This is a genomic window from Embleya sp. NPDC020886 (genome assembly GCF_044333915.1).
Lineage (GTDB): Bacteria > Actinomycetota > Actinomycetes > Streptomycetales > Streptomycetaceae > Embleya.
Window position 1 is genome coordinate 469,944 of the sequence record NZ_JBIRRX010000006.1, and the last position, 16,850, is coordinate 486,793.

Genomic DNA, 16,850 nt, shown 5'->3' on the forward strand with positions numbered 1-16,850 from the left:
CCACGCACGTGCCGGCCGCGGTGCGCCGGCTCAACCGGGCCGAGTTGGTCGGCGAGACGCTGCGATACGCGTTGGAGGCGCCGGCGGCGGCCGACGAGACATGGCTCGTCCCGCTGATCGTGCCCGGGTGGGCGGAGCGTTACGGACGGTCGGTCCGCTACGACCGGCTGCCGAAGAGCAGGGCAGAGTTGGACGCCTACGTCGAACAGGTCGGCGCGGACGGCATGTTGCTCCTGCGCGCAGCCCACGCGCCGGAAGCCCCGCCGAGGCTGCGGACCCTGCCATCGATGCAGGTCCTGCGGCAGGTCTGGGTGCAGCAGTACTGGTACGACGCAGCCGGCCGGCTGCGTTGGCGGGGCCCGAAGGACACCAAGGACCGGGCCAGTCGCCGGGACCGGCCTCGTCGGGCCGCGTCCGCCCCGGCCGCCGACGGGTCGCCCGACCCCGAATCGGCGCGGGTGCCCTGGTCGACGATGGAGGTCGTCACGCCGCACGATCCCGAGGCCCGGTTCTGCCACAAGGCCGGCAAGGCCGCGTGGGTCGGCTACCGCGTGCACCTGACCGAGACCTGCGATACGGGCGGGCCGAACGTGATCGTGCACGTCGCCACGGATGGAATCTGTCCGCGATCTGCACGGCGTCCGGCGCCCCGGTACGGATGCCTTCGGCGTGGGCTCCGGCCCGGTCCCGGCAGACGATCTCGGCGCCGGGGTGCGCGGTGAGCCAGGCCGCGAGGGTGCCGGCCTCCCGGTCGGGCAGCACGTCCACCACCCGCCGTTCCTCGCAGTCGATCAGAACCGTCCCGTAGACGTGTCCCTTGCGCAGGGCGAAATCGTCGACGCCCAGCACGCGAGGGGCCGGGTGGGTTGGAGCGGGCCTGTCCGCGACCAGGCGTAACAGCGTCATCCGGCTGACGCCCACGCCGATGCGTCCGGCGAGCCGTGCACCCGCCCGGCCCGCCTGAGCGAGCCCGACCGACCCCAGCACGGTGCGAAGCCGTTCGGTCCAGCGGCCGTGACGACGGGTCAGCCCGGGTATCTGCTCGACGAACGTCCGCCGCGGACACGGATCGGCACGGCAGAGGAATCGCCGGACCCGTAACGACACCACGACCCGTTGACCAGCCGTCGGCAGGTCCACGGGAAAGCGCAGATACGAGCTGTGCATCCGGTTCGACCAGCCGTCACAGACCGGGCAGTTCGCGCCGTCGGCCGCCGCTCGCGCCTCCACTTTGAGCACACCGTCGTTCCGTGTCCACGGACGACAGGAACACCCCCGACAGGCCCGGGAACAGCACCTTCTCCAGCGACGACGCACTCTCCATGGCCGGTGATTCTGGGCCGGCCGGCAAGCCTCATACGTGATATTCAGGCAATCTTCAGGGCCAAACACGCACCCAGATCCATCACCCAGCGTTACCGGATCACGGAACTTGTGCCAGAACCCAAGAAGGTTCTGGCACAGATCTTGGGGAGTCGTCGCAGAGGGTCACTGAAGCAGGATCATCTTGCGGAGCAGTTCGAATCCGGCTCTGCCGTAGAGCTACCTTTTGATCTTCTTGATGCGGTTTACGGCGCCTTCGACGCTGCCGGAGCTCCACTCCAGGGTCAGCCCGGCAGTCACGGCGTCGAAGTCCCGGAGGAGGTGCAGTGCGAATCCGGTGAGGCCGGGGAGCTTGCCGGCGTCGACGGCATCGATCCAGGTCGAAAGCCTGGCTCCAGAGCGGCGGCCGAGTATCTCGCCGAAGTCGCGGACGTGCTGGGCGGCCGCGTCGAGTTCGGGGCAGCGTGCCTGGACCTCTTTCAGGTCGGCGCGTTCGTCCTCGCTCAGGGTCTCGGGATGGCGGGTGAGCCAGCCGGTGACCTGCCGCACTGTCGGCGGCCGGGTCGGGGTGCCGGACGGGGTGCCGCGCAAGGCAGCGATGTGCGCACGCACCATGGCGTAGGTGACGGGGGCGTTCCGGGCGAGCAGTTCGCCGTGCAGTTGCCTGACGCTTGTGCACCCTGCGGCGAACCGTTGTTCCAGGTAGGGCTTGTGCGGGTCCAGTCTGCTGGGCCGGGGACGGTTCCCGCGGACGGTGTCCTGCCAGTGTTCGGCGGCCGCGTACCGCAGCACGGTGTTCAGTCCCCAGCCCAGGTGCCGGGCGATCGCCCGCCGGGAGCGGCCCTGGGCGAGCAGTTCGTGGACCAGCGCGTGCGCGGCCCGTTTGCGCTCGGCCCGCCGACCGACGGGGTCCGTACTCGGCGGCTTCGGCGGCGCCTCGTCCTGCGGCGGAGGCCGTAGGCAATCGCGGTGGGCGGCGACGCAGGTCTCCACCGCTCGGCCGAGGCCCTGCCACAGGTGGAACCGGTCGGCGACCTGCACGGCGTCGGGGGCGCCGCGCCGGGCCCCTTCTGCGTATGCGCCGGCCCGGTCTCGGCAGATGACCTCCACTCCCGGATGGTCGATCAGCCATGCGGCCAGCGGTCCGGCTTCGCGTGTGGGCAGCACGTCGACCACACGGTGGGATTCTCCGCAGGTCAGGACGGTCGAGTAGACCTGGCCCCGGCGGGTCGCGAAGTCGTCCACCCCGAGCACCCGCGGTGTCCGGAACTGCGGATCGGGCAATGCCATAACCCTGCGCAGCAAAGTCATCCTGCCCGCACCGAACCCCAGATGGGCGGCCAGCCGGGCACCGGCCCGGCCGGCCAGCGCGAGCCCGACCTGCTCCAGGGCGCGGTTGAGCCGGGCGGTGAACCGCGCGTAGGGAGCGGTCAACAAGGTGAACGGCTCGGCGAACGTGCGGCGTGGACACGCGCCCGCGTCGCAGAGGAAGCGCCGAACCGTCAGCCTGATGACCAGGCCCCGCGCACCGAGTGGGAGATCTTTCAGTCTGCGCTGGTAGCGGTCGTGCACCTGGCTTGAGAACCCGCCGCAGTCCGGGCATGACGCTCCGGCAGTTCGGCCTCCTGCCGCCACTTCGACCATGCCGGACGCGACGGTCACCGCATCGACGCCCACGTCGTCGATGCCGTCGAACACCAGCGATTCCCAGGACGATGCGCGGCTCTGCATGAGAAGTACCGTCACCGGCCACGGCGTACTTCGGCAGGGACGACCCGAGACGTGATGGAGCGTCAGTTTCGTCCGGTGCGCAGCGGGGCGTACGCCGTCTTACGCAGTGCCGCCCGTCGCGCTCGGACAGCGCCGTGACTCTCTGCGACGGCCGACCCGACTCAACGCAGTGTGATCAGTCTCGCCGAACGTTGTCTGCTGCCTGCGTCGTCGAGTGAGCCGGAGCTGTCAGCGGCGTGGAGGCCGCATCGTCGCTCTGCGCCTGGTAGACAGTCACGATCGAGGCAACAGCGTCGACTTCGAGCGGTCCGGTGATCCTCAGCCAGGCCAGTTCGGGCAGGTCGTCGGCACGGTCGAGGCGACCGACGGCCTCGGCAGGCCAGGGCGACGGCAATGCAGGCAGATGGATCAGGAAGATCTCGTCGATGAAACTGGGGGCGAGCCCGGGTTCCCACGGTCGGACCGAGTGGAGATTGGACAGCGAGATCACCGTGTCGGGCTTCCACGGCCCCTCGCGCAGCCACACGTCCAGCGTGTTGTCCTTGCGGTTCTCGTTGGACTCGTCCAACGAGATGCGCTCGATGGAGTAGCTGGTGCAGGACTCCAGCGTCAGCGCCGCGTTGATGCACCGGTTCTTGAAGGCACTGTTCGCCCTGTGTTCGTCGGCCACGTTGCGAGACTACGGCGAACGGAGCAGCCCACGGCAAGCGCCTGTCGGGAGCCTGGCTGGTGATCCCGACGTCGACCCACGTCGACGAGGCTCGTCGAACTTCACTCGCACCCCAAGATCTGTGCCAGAACCGAGTTTTGAAGGCAGCGGGGTCCTTAACGCTCGTTCTCTTCGCCTTCGGCATCCGGACGTGACCACCACACCCACGGCGCCGGCCGACGAGGGACCGGGGGCGGTTCGCGATTTCGGCCGCTTCCCGGCCGGGAAGCGGTTCGGGTTCCGGCGATCTCAGTCGATCAGGGCGTCGGTGCGGTAGCGGCGCACCAGGTGGCCGTCGGTGTCGAGCCGGAACGGTCGCAGTTCGGTCGGGTCGGTGTCCGCGGCGTCGGGTGTGTCGTGGACGGTGCAGTGCTGGGCGAGCCATCGCGGCGCCACCGCGCGATCGGGGCCGAACGCCACATACGCGTTGACGTATCCCGCCTCGCCCGGCCGTACCTCCAGCACATTCATGTCTGCCCGTACTCCACGGGGTTCCGGCATCGGCGGTTGCGGACCGTGGCGGCGACGCATTGCAGCAGGTGCGGGTCCTCCGGCGCGATCCACAGGCGCCCGCCCAGCACCACCAGGGGGCTCACGGCCGGTCCTCGCGGGTGCAGTGCTCGGCGACGGGGCAGGCGTCGCAGCCCTTGGCGTCGACCCACTCGGTGGCGACGACGGCGTCGACCAGGTCGCGGGCCTGCCGCTCGGTGAACTCGTCCGGGCGGGCGAGGAGTTTGCGGACCGCGTCCTCGGGGCTGCGGGTTGCGGGATGGCGCAGGATCGCCAGAGCGGCCAACTGCTCGACCGACAGTTCGTCGGACGCCTGCGTCGGGATGCAGGTGGAGGGCACCTTCCGTGCCTCGGGCTCGCCCTGATGGATCCATCGCCCCCCGGGATGGTCGGGGCGCCCCGCGACCAGCCGCACGTAGCCCTCCTCCTCGACCAGCAACGCGGCCGCGGCGTGGAGTTGGTGGACGCTCGCACGGAACCCGTACCCCGAAAGGCCAGCGGGGCCGAAGGCGCCGGGATCGAAGAAGCTGATCCCGCCGTCGGACTGCATCACCGGCAACCGGCCGTCGTCGAGCATCATGTCGAGCACGACCGCGGCCTGGGGGAACGAGCCGCCGTACCGCGGGCCCAGCGTCCTCAACCGGCGCCACAGATCACGAGCCTCCTCGGACAGGCGTGGATCGTCGGGGAGCGTGCCGTCCCAGTCGGCGTGCGGGACGTCGTACCAGTCCCGGTACAACGCGCCGGGCGGACGCAGGCGGCTCAGGTCGCACCCCGCGCCCCGCGTCCGCGTTCGTGTCCGCGCGGGAGGCCGCGGGCGCGTGGTGGAGGGCTTGCGGGGCTTGGGCTTCTTCTTGGGCATGCCCTGGTGGTCCCATCGAGCGAAGGTCTCGGGTCATCCGAACCAACGACACCGTTGCACTCCCCGGGTTCGCCCATCCGAGGGAACCGCTCCCGACGAACCGTACGAGCGGTTCCGACAGAGCCGTCAACCCGCTTCGTCGTACCCCCGAATTTGGGGGTACGGGGGTGGCGTCACCGGTGACGCCACCCCCGGCCGGCAAGACGGCCGGGCCGAGGATCACCCGGGACCAGGTCCAGGCCGTGCGTGCCGTCGAGGCCGGCCTGCCAGCCGCCCTGCTCGCGCCGGCGTCTCGACCTCCCGGTGCCCACCTCGCTCGTGGCGTGGGACGGCTCCTGGTACTGGTCGACGGGCCGTTGCCGGGAGGCGACGAGAGGTGCCGGTACTCCATTCGTCCAGTGGCAGCGCGCAAGGCGCAATATCCTGTGGGTGCTACGACTTCGGGCAGCCAGAGAGGGCGAACATTGCCGTGGCCGCGGTGCCCTCATCCGTGGGAGGTAGACCCCTGCTGCGGGAGGAACGCCGCTGTCCGAAGGGCTGAGCTATGGAAATAGCGGGGCTGGTAGCCGTCTCTCTGACATCGGTGGCGGGAGTCGTGACACTGGCGGGATACGTCTTCGATCAAGTGCCACCCCTCGCGGAGAAGGCGACCATGGCGATCCGATCACTACGAGCCCTGCGCCAGGAACTCAAGCAGGGACACGAGGAACAGCGCTGACCGACCGGGCCCCGCCACCGACATCACGTTGGTGGCGGGGCTCCGAGTTTTCTCGACCGGCGCCGACGGTGACGTCCGCAGGCCCGGCGGCGTGTGGAGCGAGGGCGCCTACGGGGTGCCGGCCGAGGTGCGCCGCAGGCTGGCCGCCTAGACCGAGCACCCCGGCGCCCCACCCACCCGAGGAGACACCCGGTGGGCAAAATCGGCGACGGCCTGGACCAGGCCGCGCAACACGTCCTCACCCGCAAACCGCCGAAGTCCACCAGCGCCCCCGTGCGATTCCTGCCGGGCAAGCACCAGGGCCGCACCCGCGACGTCGCCGCCGTCCTCGGCGTCAGCCAGCGCACCGTCGAGCGCTACCTCAAAGGCGACCGCAAGACCCCACCCCGCGCCGTCGACGCCAGGATCGACGCCGAGGTCCGCCGGTTGTGGCAACCCCAGGTCCGCCGCCGCGCCGAACAACGCGCCGCGGCGGCCGGTGCCGTCGTGGTCGAGACCCGCGCCCGGTTCGGGTTCTCCTCGGCGGCCGGGTCCACCGACCCGCGCATGCGCCGCATCACCCAACCACTTCCCCCCCGACCGCGCCCAAGAGCTGTTCGACGCCCACCACGCGGGCGCCTCCGAACGCGACCTCGAATGCATCGTTGCCGCCGGCCTCCAGGCCGCCTACTTCCAGGAGGGCGGCACCCGGGCCGACGACCTGGACGTGGTGGAGCTGACCGACGTCGACTACATCGACTTCGACATCCGAGGCTGAACATCCCTGCCCGGCCCTTCACAGCCGGGGCGTTGCACCACGTGTGACCACCGCACCGTTTCGGGTTTGGCGCCGTTGTGACTGTGTGGGTGCCTCGAACCTCGGAGCGCCGTACGGCAGACCACCCAGGAGGACCCGTGTCCCACACCGCCGTGCCGAGCCGGGTGCGGACCAAGCACACCCCCGACGAAGCCGAGCGCATCACCCGGTGCATCGCCGAGGCGTGGCCGGTGAGCGTCGGCATCACCGCCGAGGCGACCCTTCTTGTCGAGAACGGGGCCCGCTTCCAGGAGTGGTCGGTCGACACGACTCCCGGCGAACCTCTTGCCGACATGGTGGCCCGACTCCTTGCCCCCGGCGACGGCTACACGTTCGGCGAGCACGTCGACGGCTACGGAGACGAACAACTCGTCGAGTACGTCCTGGAGGCCGACCCCGAACACCTGAACGTGTCCGTCCACGTCTGCGCCTCGGAGGACGACTACGACAAGGGCGTCGCGTGGGAGGTCACCGCCCGACCGGGCGACTCGTTCGCCGATCTCGTCGCCTTGGTCGTGGCCGCCGCCCGAGCAGCCCGATAGGAGAGACGATGCCGTTCCACGTCAACCTCGGGCGGATCGGGCCGCCGACCACGCCGTACACCGTGACCCGCACCCTCACCGCCGGACCCGTGACCCTGCCCGACGTGGCCGCCACCATCGGCGTGGTCCGCGCGCGCGGCGGTCGGGACGAACACGAAGCCGCAACCGTGGCGATCGAGTTGCCCGCCATCCTCGAACTCGTCGACGCCGTGGCCCGAGGCGACGTCACCCCGGCCCAGGCACGCGCCGCGTTCGCCCCGTTCGTCGACGCCGCCGCCGAGTACAGCCGCGAGATGGACGACATCGCCACCCTGTCCTGGGGTACCTGACCGACCCGGCAGCGGACCCCAGGACAGCCGGTGTCACATCGCGTGACCATCAGGCGTTCAAGATCATCGGCAATGCCCCCCCGCAATCGGGGGGCCAATGCGGGGTCCTTTCGGGGGTCCGATTTAGATCGGACCCCCCTCGGCCGGGACAACCGCAGGTCAAGGTGCCTGTATGCCACCTGATTCGGCGCAGACTGGTATGGGATATCGCTACATCTCCCATTCCACCCGGGCCGGGTGTTCACGGCCTGTCGTCACGGCCGGGCCGGTTCGTGGTCAGTCGTCGTCCATGTCGATCCAGATCCGGCCGTCGTCGTCCACGTGCGCGTCGTAGATCACCCCGTCCACGATCGCGCCGTCCACGACGACCCACAGATCCTCGTCGTCGTCCTCGATCCACAGAACGCCGTCGTCGTCGGTGAACGCCGGCTAGATCACCCCGTCCGCGATCACCGCCTCGAAGATCACGTCCGGAGCGAACTCCCGCGAGAACCACCCCATCGAACCCTCCCGAAACCGCGAAGCCACCGGAACCAGCGTGACGCGCGGGCCGGCCGCCGCGGGCCCGAACGCGGCGACAGGGCCGCGACGTTCGCCGGATCGTCCACGCGGTGCGCGATCCTGATCCCCGCGACGACGATCGGGAGTGGGACCGGATGAGGTGGCGTCTACGCCGGCGGGCACCCGCCGTGCCGGTGCGGTGCGGGCAGTGCTGGTCCACCGACGTCGACCAGGAGGCGGCCGGCCTGTGGCGGTGCCACCGGTGCCGGTACGAGTGGGGGACCGAGGCCCGGTGGCGCCCGCGTGAAGTCCTCCCGCTGCTTCCGCCCACCGCCGCCGAGGACCGGGCGGTGGTGCGCTCCGCCGGCCCCACAGGGCGCCGCCCGGTCCGGCGGCGGATCGGGCGCCGTGTCGACCCGTACGACGTCGGACCGGCCGACGGGCCCGAAACGATGCCCGGGCCCGCGCTGGACGCGTACGAACCGGCCCCGCTGACGTCGGCGGACGTGGCGTCGCCGCTGCCGCTCACGGTCGCCGGCCCCGCGTCCCGGATCCTCGATCACCTCGCGGCCATCGCCCTCGATCCCGACGCCGACCCCGTGGCCACCCTCGCGATCCTGCGCGACACCGCCACCGCACTCGACACCGTGATCACCAGCACCACCCGCGCAGCGGCCCCACAAGCCCGTACGGACGCCCGCGACACCCAACCTGGCCCACGGGGCCCGGGAGCCGCGCGGAGCCCGCAGACGGGCACACGCGGCCGCTGACAAGCGCGTGCACCCAGGGTGCGATCCCATTTCCGAAATCGCCGAATTCGAAAAGGAATTCGGGGATTTCCAATCGTGATTCCGGCGCAGCCGGCGCCCACGACGGGTTCGAGTCGCAGCTCGGGCCCGCCCTCGACGCGTACGAGAGAGCCCGGCCGGTCCGCTCCCGGACGGGTGCGGACCGGCCGGGCTTCATGGCGGTGCTCAGTTGGCGTCGCCGAGGTACCAGGTCCACCACTGGTCGGCGTAGTTGCCGCAGGTGTACGCGCTGATCGGGGCGCCGTTGCCGGCGCCGTTCGCGTAGACACACGCGTACGCGGTTTTGAGCTGGAACCAGCTCGCTGTGGTGTCGATGATCAATATCACCTCCTGGCCCAGCGTGTAATCGTTGCACGATTGGGTGGTGACCGTGGCACCATCGACTTGCAGGCATTTGCCCGTAAAATCAGCACCTATACGTCGACTATTAAGGAAGTCAACTGGGCGCCATATTGTCCACCTTTGATCGGCGTAAGCTTCTCTGCACTGGTATTGCATTACTCCGAACAGGTCTGCGGCCGGCAGTGCGACCATGCACTTCTGGCTGAAGAAGTTGATGAGTTGGTTGTTTTCGTTGTTCCAGGGCCACTCGTCGTCCGATCCTCGCGTCAGGCCGGGCGGCTTGTGCTTGGCGAGGTATTCCTGGAGCAGCCTGGGTTGGTCCTCCGGTGCCCCCGCGACGGGGACGGGGGGCGCGGATTCGGCTGTTGCGGTGCCGGCCGTGCCGACGAGGAACGCGGCGACCAGGGAGAGCAACAGGAGCATGACGTACGGGCGTTGCGTTCTCGATTGCATGGATGCCTTCGCTTGTGACGCCCCGGGGTGAGCGCGCTACGAGCTTCCAGAATCTGAGTTGGCCAGGGGAAGACGGAAACCGGCCATGATCCATGCGGTCGATACCTTGACACGACGGCTGCGACACCAGGCGGCCACGGTCTGTGTCAGCAGGTCGAGGGTGGGCACCGGGACCAACACCCGGCCGCGGCGCGCCAGACGGGCCGCACAGGCCGCCGCGATGCGGGTTTTGCCGGTGCCGGTCGCGGCCACGACCTGCGTCCGCAGGCCGGCCCACGGGCCGTCACCCGCGCGCAGCGCCGCCATGTTGTGGGTGGTTGTTGGTTGTGGGGTGGTGTGGGGGGTGTGGGGTGGGGTTTCGTGGTTGTGTCGGGATGGTTGTTCCGGGCGTAGGGCTGGTGGGGTGGGTTTTCGGGGTGTGGGGTGGGTGTTCGGGTGGGCTCGGGCGGGGTGTGTGGGCTGGGGTTTTCTCATTTCCGTTGGGTTTCGCGGGTGTTGTGGGATGCATCGAGATTTTGTGCAGTTGGGTTGGGGATGCCGTAGGCGGCAGGGTTTGGGGGCCCGTTTCGGGTGGTCGCGGGGATCGGCCGGGTGGGGTTTTCGGGGTCGGGTGTGGTGGCGGATCCAGGACCACAGGAGGTCGTCGGGTCCGGGTGTGAGGGGGCCGAGTCCGAGTGTGTGGGCGACGTGTTCGAGGAGTGTGGTCACGGCCGGGTGCCGGTCGGGTCGGGGTGTCGCCGGTAGGCGCGGGCGAGGGTGACCGTTTCGGGATGGACGATCACCGGCCGGGCCGTCAGTGCCCAGGAACTGCCGTCCGTGGCCGTGTGGTCTCGGTCGAAGGCGCCCAGGCGGTGTCCTCGTGCCCGCCATCGGCCGGTGAGGTACAGCTCGTGGTCGTACCGCCGTGTGACGATCGCCTGTGCCCACGTGTAGGCGTTGTTCGCGTTCGGCCGGCGCAGGAGCCGCCGGTGGCTTTTGTACACGTCGGCGAGTTCGGGCAGGCCCCGGGTGTCCAGGAGTCGCGGTCGGGGCCCGTCGGTGCTCCGACACGCGTGCCGTGGGCACCACACGCGGTGGGTGGGCAGGTACGCCCGTGCGCGTGCGGTGGCGCCGCGGGTGTGGCGCAGGGTGCACCACGGGCACGCCCACGAGGGTTGTTCGTACGGGCTTGGGCGGTGCGACGAGGCGATGCCGGCCCCGGTCGCCCCGACAGTTGCCCCGACGGTGTCCGGTGTTCGGGCCGGGTTCCGATCCCGGGGTCGTGCGAGGTGGGGGAGGGCCCGTGCGAGGTGGTGGTGGGGGACTCGGGTGAGGACGGCGAGTCGGTGCCACGCGGCGTCGTCGAGGTGGATCTCGGTCGTGTCGCGGTCGTCGGCGCCCCGCGTGCCCGTGGTGGTGATGCCGATGCCGTCCGGCAACTCGGGCACGCTCTGCCGATACGTCGCCGCGTCGCGGCCGACCCAGGAGGCGGTGGACTCGTGGGGCAGGGGAGCCACACGAAACGCGCCCGGTCGCGTGTCGGTCCGGTCCCGCGACGCGGGTACGGCAGCCGGTCCCCGCAGGTCGCCGTGTCTCGGGAGTCCGCCCGATCCCGACTCTGCTCCTGCTCCCGGGAGCGGACCGGTCCCGGTCGCCTTCACGTGCCGTGCCGCCGTGTGCGGTCACCGGCAGGTGTGCGCCTGGTGACACGGGGGCGGTAGTGGTCCTCGGCGGTGTGGTCCAGGACGATGGCGTCGAGGCCGCCTTTGGTGATTTTCTCGGTGCCGTCGAGGATCGCTGCGATCGCGGCCTGGCGGAGCAGGCGGGCGAGGCTGCCGACGCGTCCGCCGGTGCGGGCGCGGGGGATACGACGCCGCGCGGGGCAGTGTCCCCGCCCGGTGTGCCCGCGGGGCCAGACAGGTTTCCATCGCCGCGACCAGGTCACGGAACGGCGTCCGCCCGCCCCCGCCGGCGAGGGGACCGGCCCGCAGTCGACGACCGTGGCGCGCCCGGCGAGTTGCGCCCCCCGCGTACACCACTGAACAAAGCGGTCGCCGTGACGTCGATGCCCGCGAACACGAACGTCGCGCCGATGCGTTCGGTGAGGTCTCTTCGACAAATCGACGGCCTCCGCCCCCGTGGTCGTGCGTGGGTCGAGGCGGTGGATCTCGTCGATCGCGACCAGCCTCACCCCGGCCTCGCGATAGGTGTGGCACACGGCGTCGACGATCCGCGTCTGGGTCATGCGGGCCGTGACGGGGATCCCGAGGAAGCGGGCGAACTCGCCGGCCGGGGCCTTCGCGCCGGCGCCGGGCGGGACCAGGACGTACGCCACCGGCACCCACCCCTCCACCCCCCGGCCGCGTCGGGCGGCCTCGGCGAGGTGGCACGCCCGACCCACCCGCAACAGCGCGGTGGTCTTGCCCGTGGTCGGCGGTCCGGTGACGATCACACACGGCCGGGCGCCGGTGTCCTGCCGGTGGTCCCGGGATCATCAGGGTGCGCACCGTCCGCGAGATCGCGTCGATCGTCGGGGTGCGCACGACCGCGAACCGCGAGTGATACGCCAGGCGTTCCTCCATCCCGCGCTCGGCCGCGCCCGCTGCGGGCGGTGTGACGGGCGGCCGTTCGACGAAGTCCCGGAACCCGTCCCACGTCACGGGCGACGGCCACCGGCCCTCCACCGCCTCCGCGCCGGTCACCACGACTCGGCCTCGGCATGCGCGTCGTACACCCCGAACCCGCCACCGCCCCCTCCGTACACCCCGAACCCGCCACCGCCCCCTCCGCAGGACACCCCACCCGACCCCGCCTCGGAGTCGGAGTCCGTGTCCTCGCCGAAGAACTCGTCGCCCTCGTCGAGGTCGAGGTCGTCCGGACTCTCCACACCGGCGCCGGTACCGTCGTGTGCCGCCGCGCCCGGTGCCCGCCCCGGGAAGGCGAATCCCGTGACACTCGCCGAGTTCGCGGCCCGCCCGTCGTGCCCGCTTCCCGCCTGCCCCACGACGCGGCGCGCTCCGGGAACCGCCTGCCCCACGACGCGGCGCGCTCCGGGAACCGCCCGACCCGCCGCCGTGCCCTCGCGTTCACTGCTCTCGCCGCGGGCGGGCCCCACGGCGGGGCGGACCTCGCGCAGGAGCGCCGCGAGGGCGCCGGCGAGGTCGGTTTCGTGCCGCTCGCGGTCCCCGCGTCGTTCGACGCTCTCCCTCACGTACCTCCACGCGTGGACGTCGAACGGGGCGTTCACGTGGTCGCGGTGGATCCACGGCACCTCGGCGAACTCCCCACCCGGCAGGCGTACCCACACCCGGCGGCCGTCGTGCGGGTTGTGGTGCACCTCCCACTTCCCGTCCCGGGCGACGACGCCGGAGGACCGCCCACGAAGCGGCCCCAGCACCTCGTGGTCGTAGGTGCGGTGGTCGATGCGGATCCCGCGGTCGGTGACCCGATGCCACCACACCGGCAGCAACTCCACATAATCCCGCCCCGTGAGCGGCACCGGCACATACCCGCACGCCCCCACCAGCGCGCCCCACATCTCGTTCGGCGTCAGCGCCGCCCTGACCATCATCGGGTGCCGCAGTCCCTCGTGGGGCCGGCGCTGCCACCCGCAGACGATCCACTCGTCGAGCAGGTCCTGCAACTGCGGAACCGTCCAACACGCCTGGTCCTCGACACTTCGCCCGCGCACGCTCGTGTTCGAGCCCGTGTACCCGGCCACATGCTGACACAACAGCGTGTCGATCGCGCCGAACGTCCGCTCCACCACCCCTTTCGCCACAGGCCTGCGCGGCGGAGCCGGCTGCACGCTCACTCCCAACGTCTCGCACGCCGCCAAAACGCCTCGGACACGAACACCTTGCCCCGGTCGACGACGATCGTCTCCGGCACGATCACCGGCCTCGCCGCCACGCCCTCCAACCGCCGGTCCACCGTCGCCAGTCGTTCGTAGGGCACGCTCGCCCGCGACAGCTCCAACGCCTCGGGCCAGTGCGCCCGCATCGGATGCGGCACGGCCATCTCCGCGAGCAGCAAAGCGGCGTCGACCGCCTTGGTCCCCTCCGGCCGCAACACCGCCGCCACGATGCTCCGCGTCGCCACGTCCACCGCGATCGTCAACTCCGGCCGCCCCAACCGGCCGTCGTCCAAAACGGCCATCACGTCCAGGCGGGTGGTGTCGACCCGGACCCGCTCACCCGGCCGCGACGCGCCCACCGCAGCGAACGGCGGCACCGTCGCGCTCGCGGTCCGCGCCGGCCGCCCCGGCAACTCCGCAGGATCGGCCAGAGCGTTCACCAACCGATAGAACGTCGCCCGCGACGGTAACGCCACCACACCCGGCCCGTGCGCCTGGTCCAAGACCTCCCCGACCAACCGCCGCAACCCCTCCACCGTGCCCTTCGACCGCCCCCGCCGCCGACGCAACGCCTCCAACACGGCCACCACCACCCGCTCGTCGCTGCGCCCGGTCGCACGCGCGCCGCGCATGATGCGCTTGTCGACCAGCCCCCACAATCCCTGCCGCCGATACCGGCCGCGCATCCGCTGTACCGTCGCCACACTCACCCGTCCACCCCGACGCCCGCGTCTCCTCGGCCTTGGCCCGCTCCCGCTCCGCCATGGACCGACCCGGGCCGTACTGCGCACGCGCCACCCCCACACCGCCCGGGCCGTCCGGCAACCCACACTCGATCTCGTGGATGTGCCGCTGCCACGCCGATGCGTGCTTATGTGCCTGCACCGGGACGGTCTCGAACAACTCCTACCGCGGTGCCTCGGCGGGCACCCGCCCACCCGCCCACCCGCGACCTCGAAGCCCTGGGCCCTGGCGGTAGCCCCGTCGACAGGGGCTTCTCGGCGCCGTCCTCCCCGAGCGGACACACCCGCTCTCCCGGACCGCCGCACCGGCCGCCCGACCGACGAGCTCGTGGTCGAACACGCCCTCGAATGCCTGCTCCACCGCGTAACGGCCCCACCGCGGGGCAGGAAGCGCTCCATCCTCGGGGGCGGCCTGCTCCTCACCCGTTTCGAGGCCCGTTGCGGCCCGCGCGACATCGACGTCCTGGGCAGCCCGTTCCCCGACGGCGAGAGCGAGATCGCCCGAAGCGATCGCGGCGATGGCGACCGACGACGGCACGGTGTTCGCCCCGGCCGTCCGAGAGGAGGACGCGTACCGCGGCGTGTATCCGACGGTGTCCGCGTCCACCGCTGCGCCCGCCTCGAGGTCCGACCCGGCATCGGCTTCGGTGGCGGCCCGGACCCGGACCCGGCGTGTGGGGCCCGGCGGCTCGAGGTGCCGACACGAGCGGCCGACCGTCGTGTGCGCCGCCGAGACAACCTCGTCTTCGGCCCGGCCGCTGCGGGGGTGTCGGGCGGCGGGTGGCCGGGCCGCGGGCGCGGATCACCACGTGCCCGCCGGCCCGGGTCGGGATCGACCGCGGCCGTGACATACGAATAGAGGTATGGTTTATGGAACTGTACTTCTATATCCATACGCGAGGTTGTCGTGGACAAGCCCCCCGAGATGTTCGATCGCGACTACGAATGGTCCGCACTCACCCGATTCATCACCGACGAGCAATCCGGGGCCAGCCTCGGCGTCGTCTCAGGGCGGCGACGTCAGGGCAAGACGTTCCTCCTCGACGCCGCCTGCCGTGCCGCAGGTGGCTTCTACTTCGGCGCCACCGAGGCCGCCGACGCGGAGTCGCTGCGCCGGATCAGCGCGAGCCTCACCGCCCACACCCGACCCGCCAGCGCCCATCACTTCGAGAACTGGTTCGAGGTGGTCGACGCGCTCCTCGCCCTCGGAGCGGAGCGGCCGGTGCCCGTCGTGATCGACGAGTTCCCCTACCTCGCCAAGGCCAATCCCGAACTGCCCTCCGTCATCCAGGAGGCGTTCCGCCCCCTGCGCGACCAGCGCACCGCCTCCCGCGCGCGACTGCTGCTGTGCGGCTCGGCCCTGTCCTTCATGGGCAAACTCCTGTCCGGCAACGCCCCCCTGCGCGGCCGCGCGGGTCTGGAACTGCTCGTCCGTCCCCTCGACTACCGCCTCGCCGCGGACTTCTGGGACATCACCGACCCCCACCTCGCCCTCCGCGTCAACGCCGTCGTCGGAGGCACCCCCGCCTACCGCCGCGAGTTCGCCCGCGGTGACAGCCCCACCGGCCCCGACGACTTCGACGACTGGGTCGTGCGCACCGTCCTCAACCCCGAGACACCCCTCTTCCGCGAAGCCCGCTACCTCCTCGCCGAGGAACCCGACCTGCGCGACACCACCCTGTACCTCTCCGTCCTCGCCGCCGTCGCCGACGGCAACGCCACCCGCGGCGGCATGGCCGGCTACCTCGAACGCAAAGCCACCGACATCGCCCACCCCATCAACGTCCTCGAAGACGCCGGACTCCTTCACCGCGACGCCGACGTCTTCCGCGACAACCGACCCACCTACCGCATCGCCGAACCACTCATCCGCTTCCACCACGCCATCATGCGACCGGTCTGGGACCAACTCGAGCGCCCCGGCAGCGCCCCCCGGGTCTGGCAGGCCAGCCGCCGCCGCTTCGCCGGCAACGTCCTGGGCCCCCACTTCGAACAGGTCTGCCGGGACTGGACCCTGCACCACGCCGACCCCGACCTCCTCGGAGGACTGCCCGCCCGAGTCGGTCACGGCACCGTTCACGACCCCAAAGCCCGCACCGGCCACGAGATCGACGTCGCCGCCATCGGCATCGCCGAGGGAACCAAACCACCCATGCTCGCCATCGGCGAGGCCAAGTGGAACGACATCATCGGCATCGCCCACATCGAACGCCTCCGCGCCATCCGCACCCTCATCGGCCAAGCCGGACGCTACGACACCACCCACACCCGACTCGTCTGCTTCAGCGGAGCCGGCTTCAACGACAAGGCCCGCGCCGCAGCCCACGCCAACCCCGACATCCTCCTCGTCGACCTCCACACGCTCTACGGACGGACATGACACCCACCCGGCCCGACGAGTGCCGACACCGGCCGATCCTCCCGCCGCACCCGCCACGGATCGTCCACCCACCCCAACCCCACACCCGGACCCGCGCCCGCGTCCCCACGCCGCCTGCGGATGACGGCGCCCATCCACGCGATCAAAAGGCCCACCGTCCTCGACCGCGATCTGAGGTGCCCCGCGTTTTCCGGACGCCTTGTTCGCTGTCCTTTTATGCGGCGAGTCCGAGCTCGTGGTGGTTTTGCAGGGCTTCGAGTGGTGTGC

Annotated in this window: 18 protein-coding genes and 1 pseudogene; 6 read left to right on the plus strand and 13 right to left on the minus strand. The window is 71.0% G+C overall.

Translation table 11 applies throughout. From position 1 onward, the window contains the following. Positions 1–483: 483 nt before the first annotated feature. The 7 genes from ACH4U8_RS24010 to ACH4U8_RS24040 all read right to left on the minus strand — a co-directional run bounded on the left by ACH4U8_RS24010 (position 484) and on the right by ACH4U8_RS24040 (position 5,135). On the minus strand, positions 484–1,239 hold the full coding sequence (locus ACH4U8_RS24010) for an ISL3 family transposase (RefSeq protein WP_395780041.1): 756 nt from the start codon (positions 1,237–1,239) through the stop codon (positions 484–486). After that, complete coding sequence (locus ACH4U8_RS24015; protein ID WP_395780103.1) at positions 1,184–1,324, minus strand: hypothetical protein; 141 nt, start codon at positions 1,322–1,324, stop codon at positions 1,184–1,186. Before ACH4U8_RS24015 ends, ACH4U8_RS24010 begins: the two co-directional genes overlap by 56 nt. 218 nt (positions 1,325–1,542) lie before the next feature. Beyond that, positions 1,543–3,054, minus strand: a complete 1,512-nt coding sequence (locus tag ACH4U8_RS24020) for an ISL3 family transposase (RefSeq protein ID WP_395780043.1) — start codon at positions 3,052–3,054, stop codon at positions 1,543–1,545. Positions 3,055–3,229: 175 nt separating this feature from the next. Then, a complete protein-coding gene (locus ACH4U8_RS24025) occupies positions 3,230–3,724 on the minus strand; it encodes a hypothetical protein (protein WP_395780045.1) in 495 nt (164 codons plus the stop codon). A gap of 288 nt (positions 3,725–4,012) precedes the next feature. Continuing rightward, the gene (locus ACH4U8_RS24030; RefSeq protein WP_395780047.1) at positions 4,013–4,234 is read right to left on the minus strand and encodes a hypothetical protein; all 222 of its coding nucleotides are present in this window, start codon (positions 4,232–4,234) and stop codon (positions 4,013–4,015) included. Then, on the minus strand, positions 4,231–4,359 hold the full coding sequence (locus ACH4U8_RS24035; protein ID WP_395780049.1) for a hypothetical protein: 129 nt from the start codon (positions 4,357–4,359) through the stop codon (positions 4,231–4,233). The genes ACH4U8_RS24030 and ACH4U8_RS24035 overlap by 4 nt, the downstream gene beginning before the upstream one ends. Further along, positions 4,356–5,135, minus strand: coding sequence for a hypothetical protein (locus tag ACH4U8_RS24040; RefSeq protein WP_395780051.1), 780 nt, complete (start codon positions 5,133–5,135; stop codon positions 4,356–4,358). Before ACH4U8_RS24040 ends, ACH4U8_RS24035 begins: the two co-directional genes overlap by 4 nt. Before the next feature lie 595 nt (positions 5,136–5,730). Here ACH4U8_RS24040 and ACH4U8_RS24045 point away from each other — a divergent pair. The 5 genes from ACH4U8_RS24045 (at position 5,731) to ACH4U8_RS24065 (ending at position 8,791) form a co-directional block, all read left to right on the plus strand. Next, positions 5,731–5,853 carry a hypothetical protein gene (locus tag ACH4U8_RS24045; protein WP_360314928.1) on the plus strand — a complete coding sequence of 41 codons (123 nt, stop codon included), beginning with the start codon at positions 5,731–5,733 and terminating at the stop codon, positions 5,851–5,853. A gap of 192 nt (positions 5,854–6,045) precedes the next feature. After that, the gene (gene tpg, locus ACH4U8_RS24050; RefSeq protein ID WP_395780053.1) at positions 6,046–6,657 is read left to right on the plus strand and encodes a telomere-protecting terminal protein Tpg; all 612 of its coding nucleotides are present in this window, start codon (positions 6,046–6,048) and stop codon (positions 6,655–6,657) included. Between the two features lie 90 nt (positions 6,658–6,747). Further along, entirely contained in the window at positions 6,748–7,191 is a 444-nt protein-coding gene (locus ACH4U8_RS24055; RefSeq protein ID WP_395780055.1) for a hypothetical protein, read from the plus strand. An 8-nt stretch (positions 7,192–7,199) separates the two neighbouring features. Beyond that, a complete protein-coding gene (locus ACH4U8_RS24060; RefSeq protein WP_395780057.1) occupies positions 7,200–7,520 on the plus strand; it encodes a hypothetical protein in 321 nt (106 codons plus the stop codon). 656 nt (positions 7,521–8,176) lie between these two features. Then, the gene (locus ACH4U8_RS24065; protein WP_395780059.1) at positions 8,177–8,791 is read left to right on the plus strand and encodes a hypothetical protein; all 615 of its coding nucleotides are present in this window, start codon (positions 8,177–8,179) and stop codon (positions 8,789–8,791) included. Positions 8,792–8,995: 204 nt separating this feature from the next. On the opposite strand, the gene ACH4U8_RS24070 is transcribed toward ACH4U8_RS24065, so the two are convergent. The 6 genes and pseudogenes from ACH4U8_RS24070 to ACH4U8_RS24095 all read right to left on the minus strand — a co-directional run bounded on the left by ACH4U8_RS24070 (position 8,996) and on the right by ACH4U8_RS24095 (position 14,170). Continuing rightward, complete coding sequence (locus ACH4U8_RS24070; RefSeq protein WP_395780061.1) at positions 8,996–9,595, minus strand: RICIN domain-containing protein; 600 nt, start codon at positions 9,593–9,595, stop codon at positions 8,996–8,998. 156 nt (positions 9,596–9,751) lie between these two features. Continuing rightward, positions 9,752–9,931 (minus strand): annotated as a pseudogene (locus tag ACH4U8_RS24075) (DEAD/DEAH box helicase family protein); the annotation flags it as partial. Between the two features lie 398 nt (positions 9,932–10,329). After that, a complete protein-coding gene (locus tag ACH4U8_RS24080; RefSeq protein ID WP_395780063.1) occupies positions 10,330–11,121 on the minus strand; it encodes a hypothetical protein in 792 nt (263 codons plus the stop codon). A gap of 140 nt (positions 11,122–11,261) precedes the next feature. After that, positions 11,262–12,056, minus strand: a complete 795-nt coding sequence (locus ACH4U8_RS24085; protein WP_395780065.1) for an AAA family ATPase — start codon at positions 12,054–12,056, stop codon at positions 11,262–11,264. A gap of 246 nt (positions 12,057–12,302) precedes the next feature. Next, the gene (locus ACH4U8_RS24090) at positions 12,303–13,370 is read right to left on the minus strand and encodes a hypothetical protein (RefSeq protein ID WP_395780067.1); all 1,068 of its coding nucleotides are present in this window, start codon (positions 13,368–13,370) and stop codon (positions 12,303–12,305) included. Positions 13,371–13,414: 44 nt separating this feature from the next. After that, complete coding sequence (locus ACH4U8_RS24095; RefSeq protein WP_395780069.1) at positions 13,415–14,170, minus strand: hypothetical protein; 756 nt, start codon at positions 14,168–14,170, stop codon at positions 13,415–13,417. A gap of 940 nt (positions 14,171–15,110) precedes the next feature. On the opposite strand from ACH4U8_RS24095, the gene ACH4U8_RS24100 reads away from it, so the two are divergent. Then, on the plus strand, positions 15,111–16,583 hold the full coding sequence (locus tag ACH4U8_RS24100; protein WP_395780071.1) for an ATP-binding protein: 1,473 nt from the start codon (positions 15,111–15,113) through the stop codon (positions 16,581–16,583). The last annotated feature ends 267 nt before the right edge of the window (positions 16,584–16,850 follow it).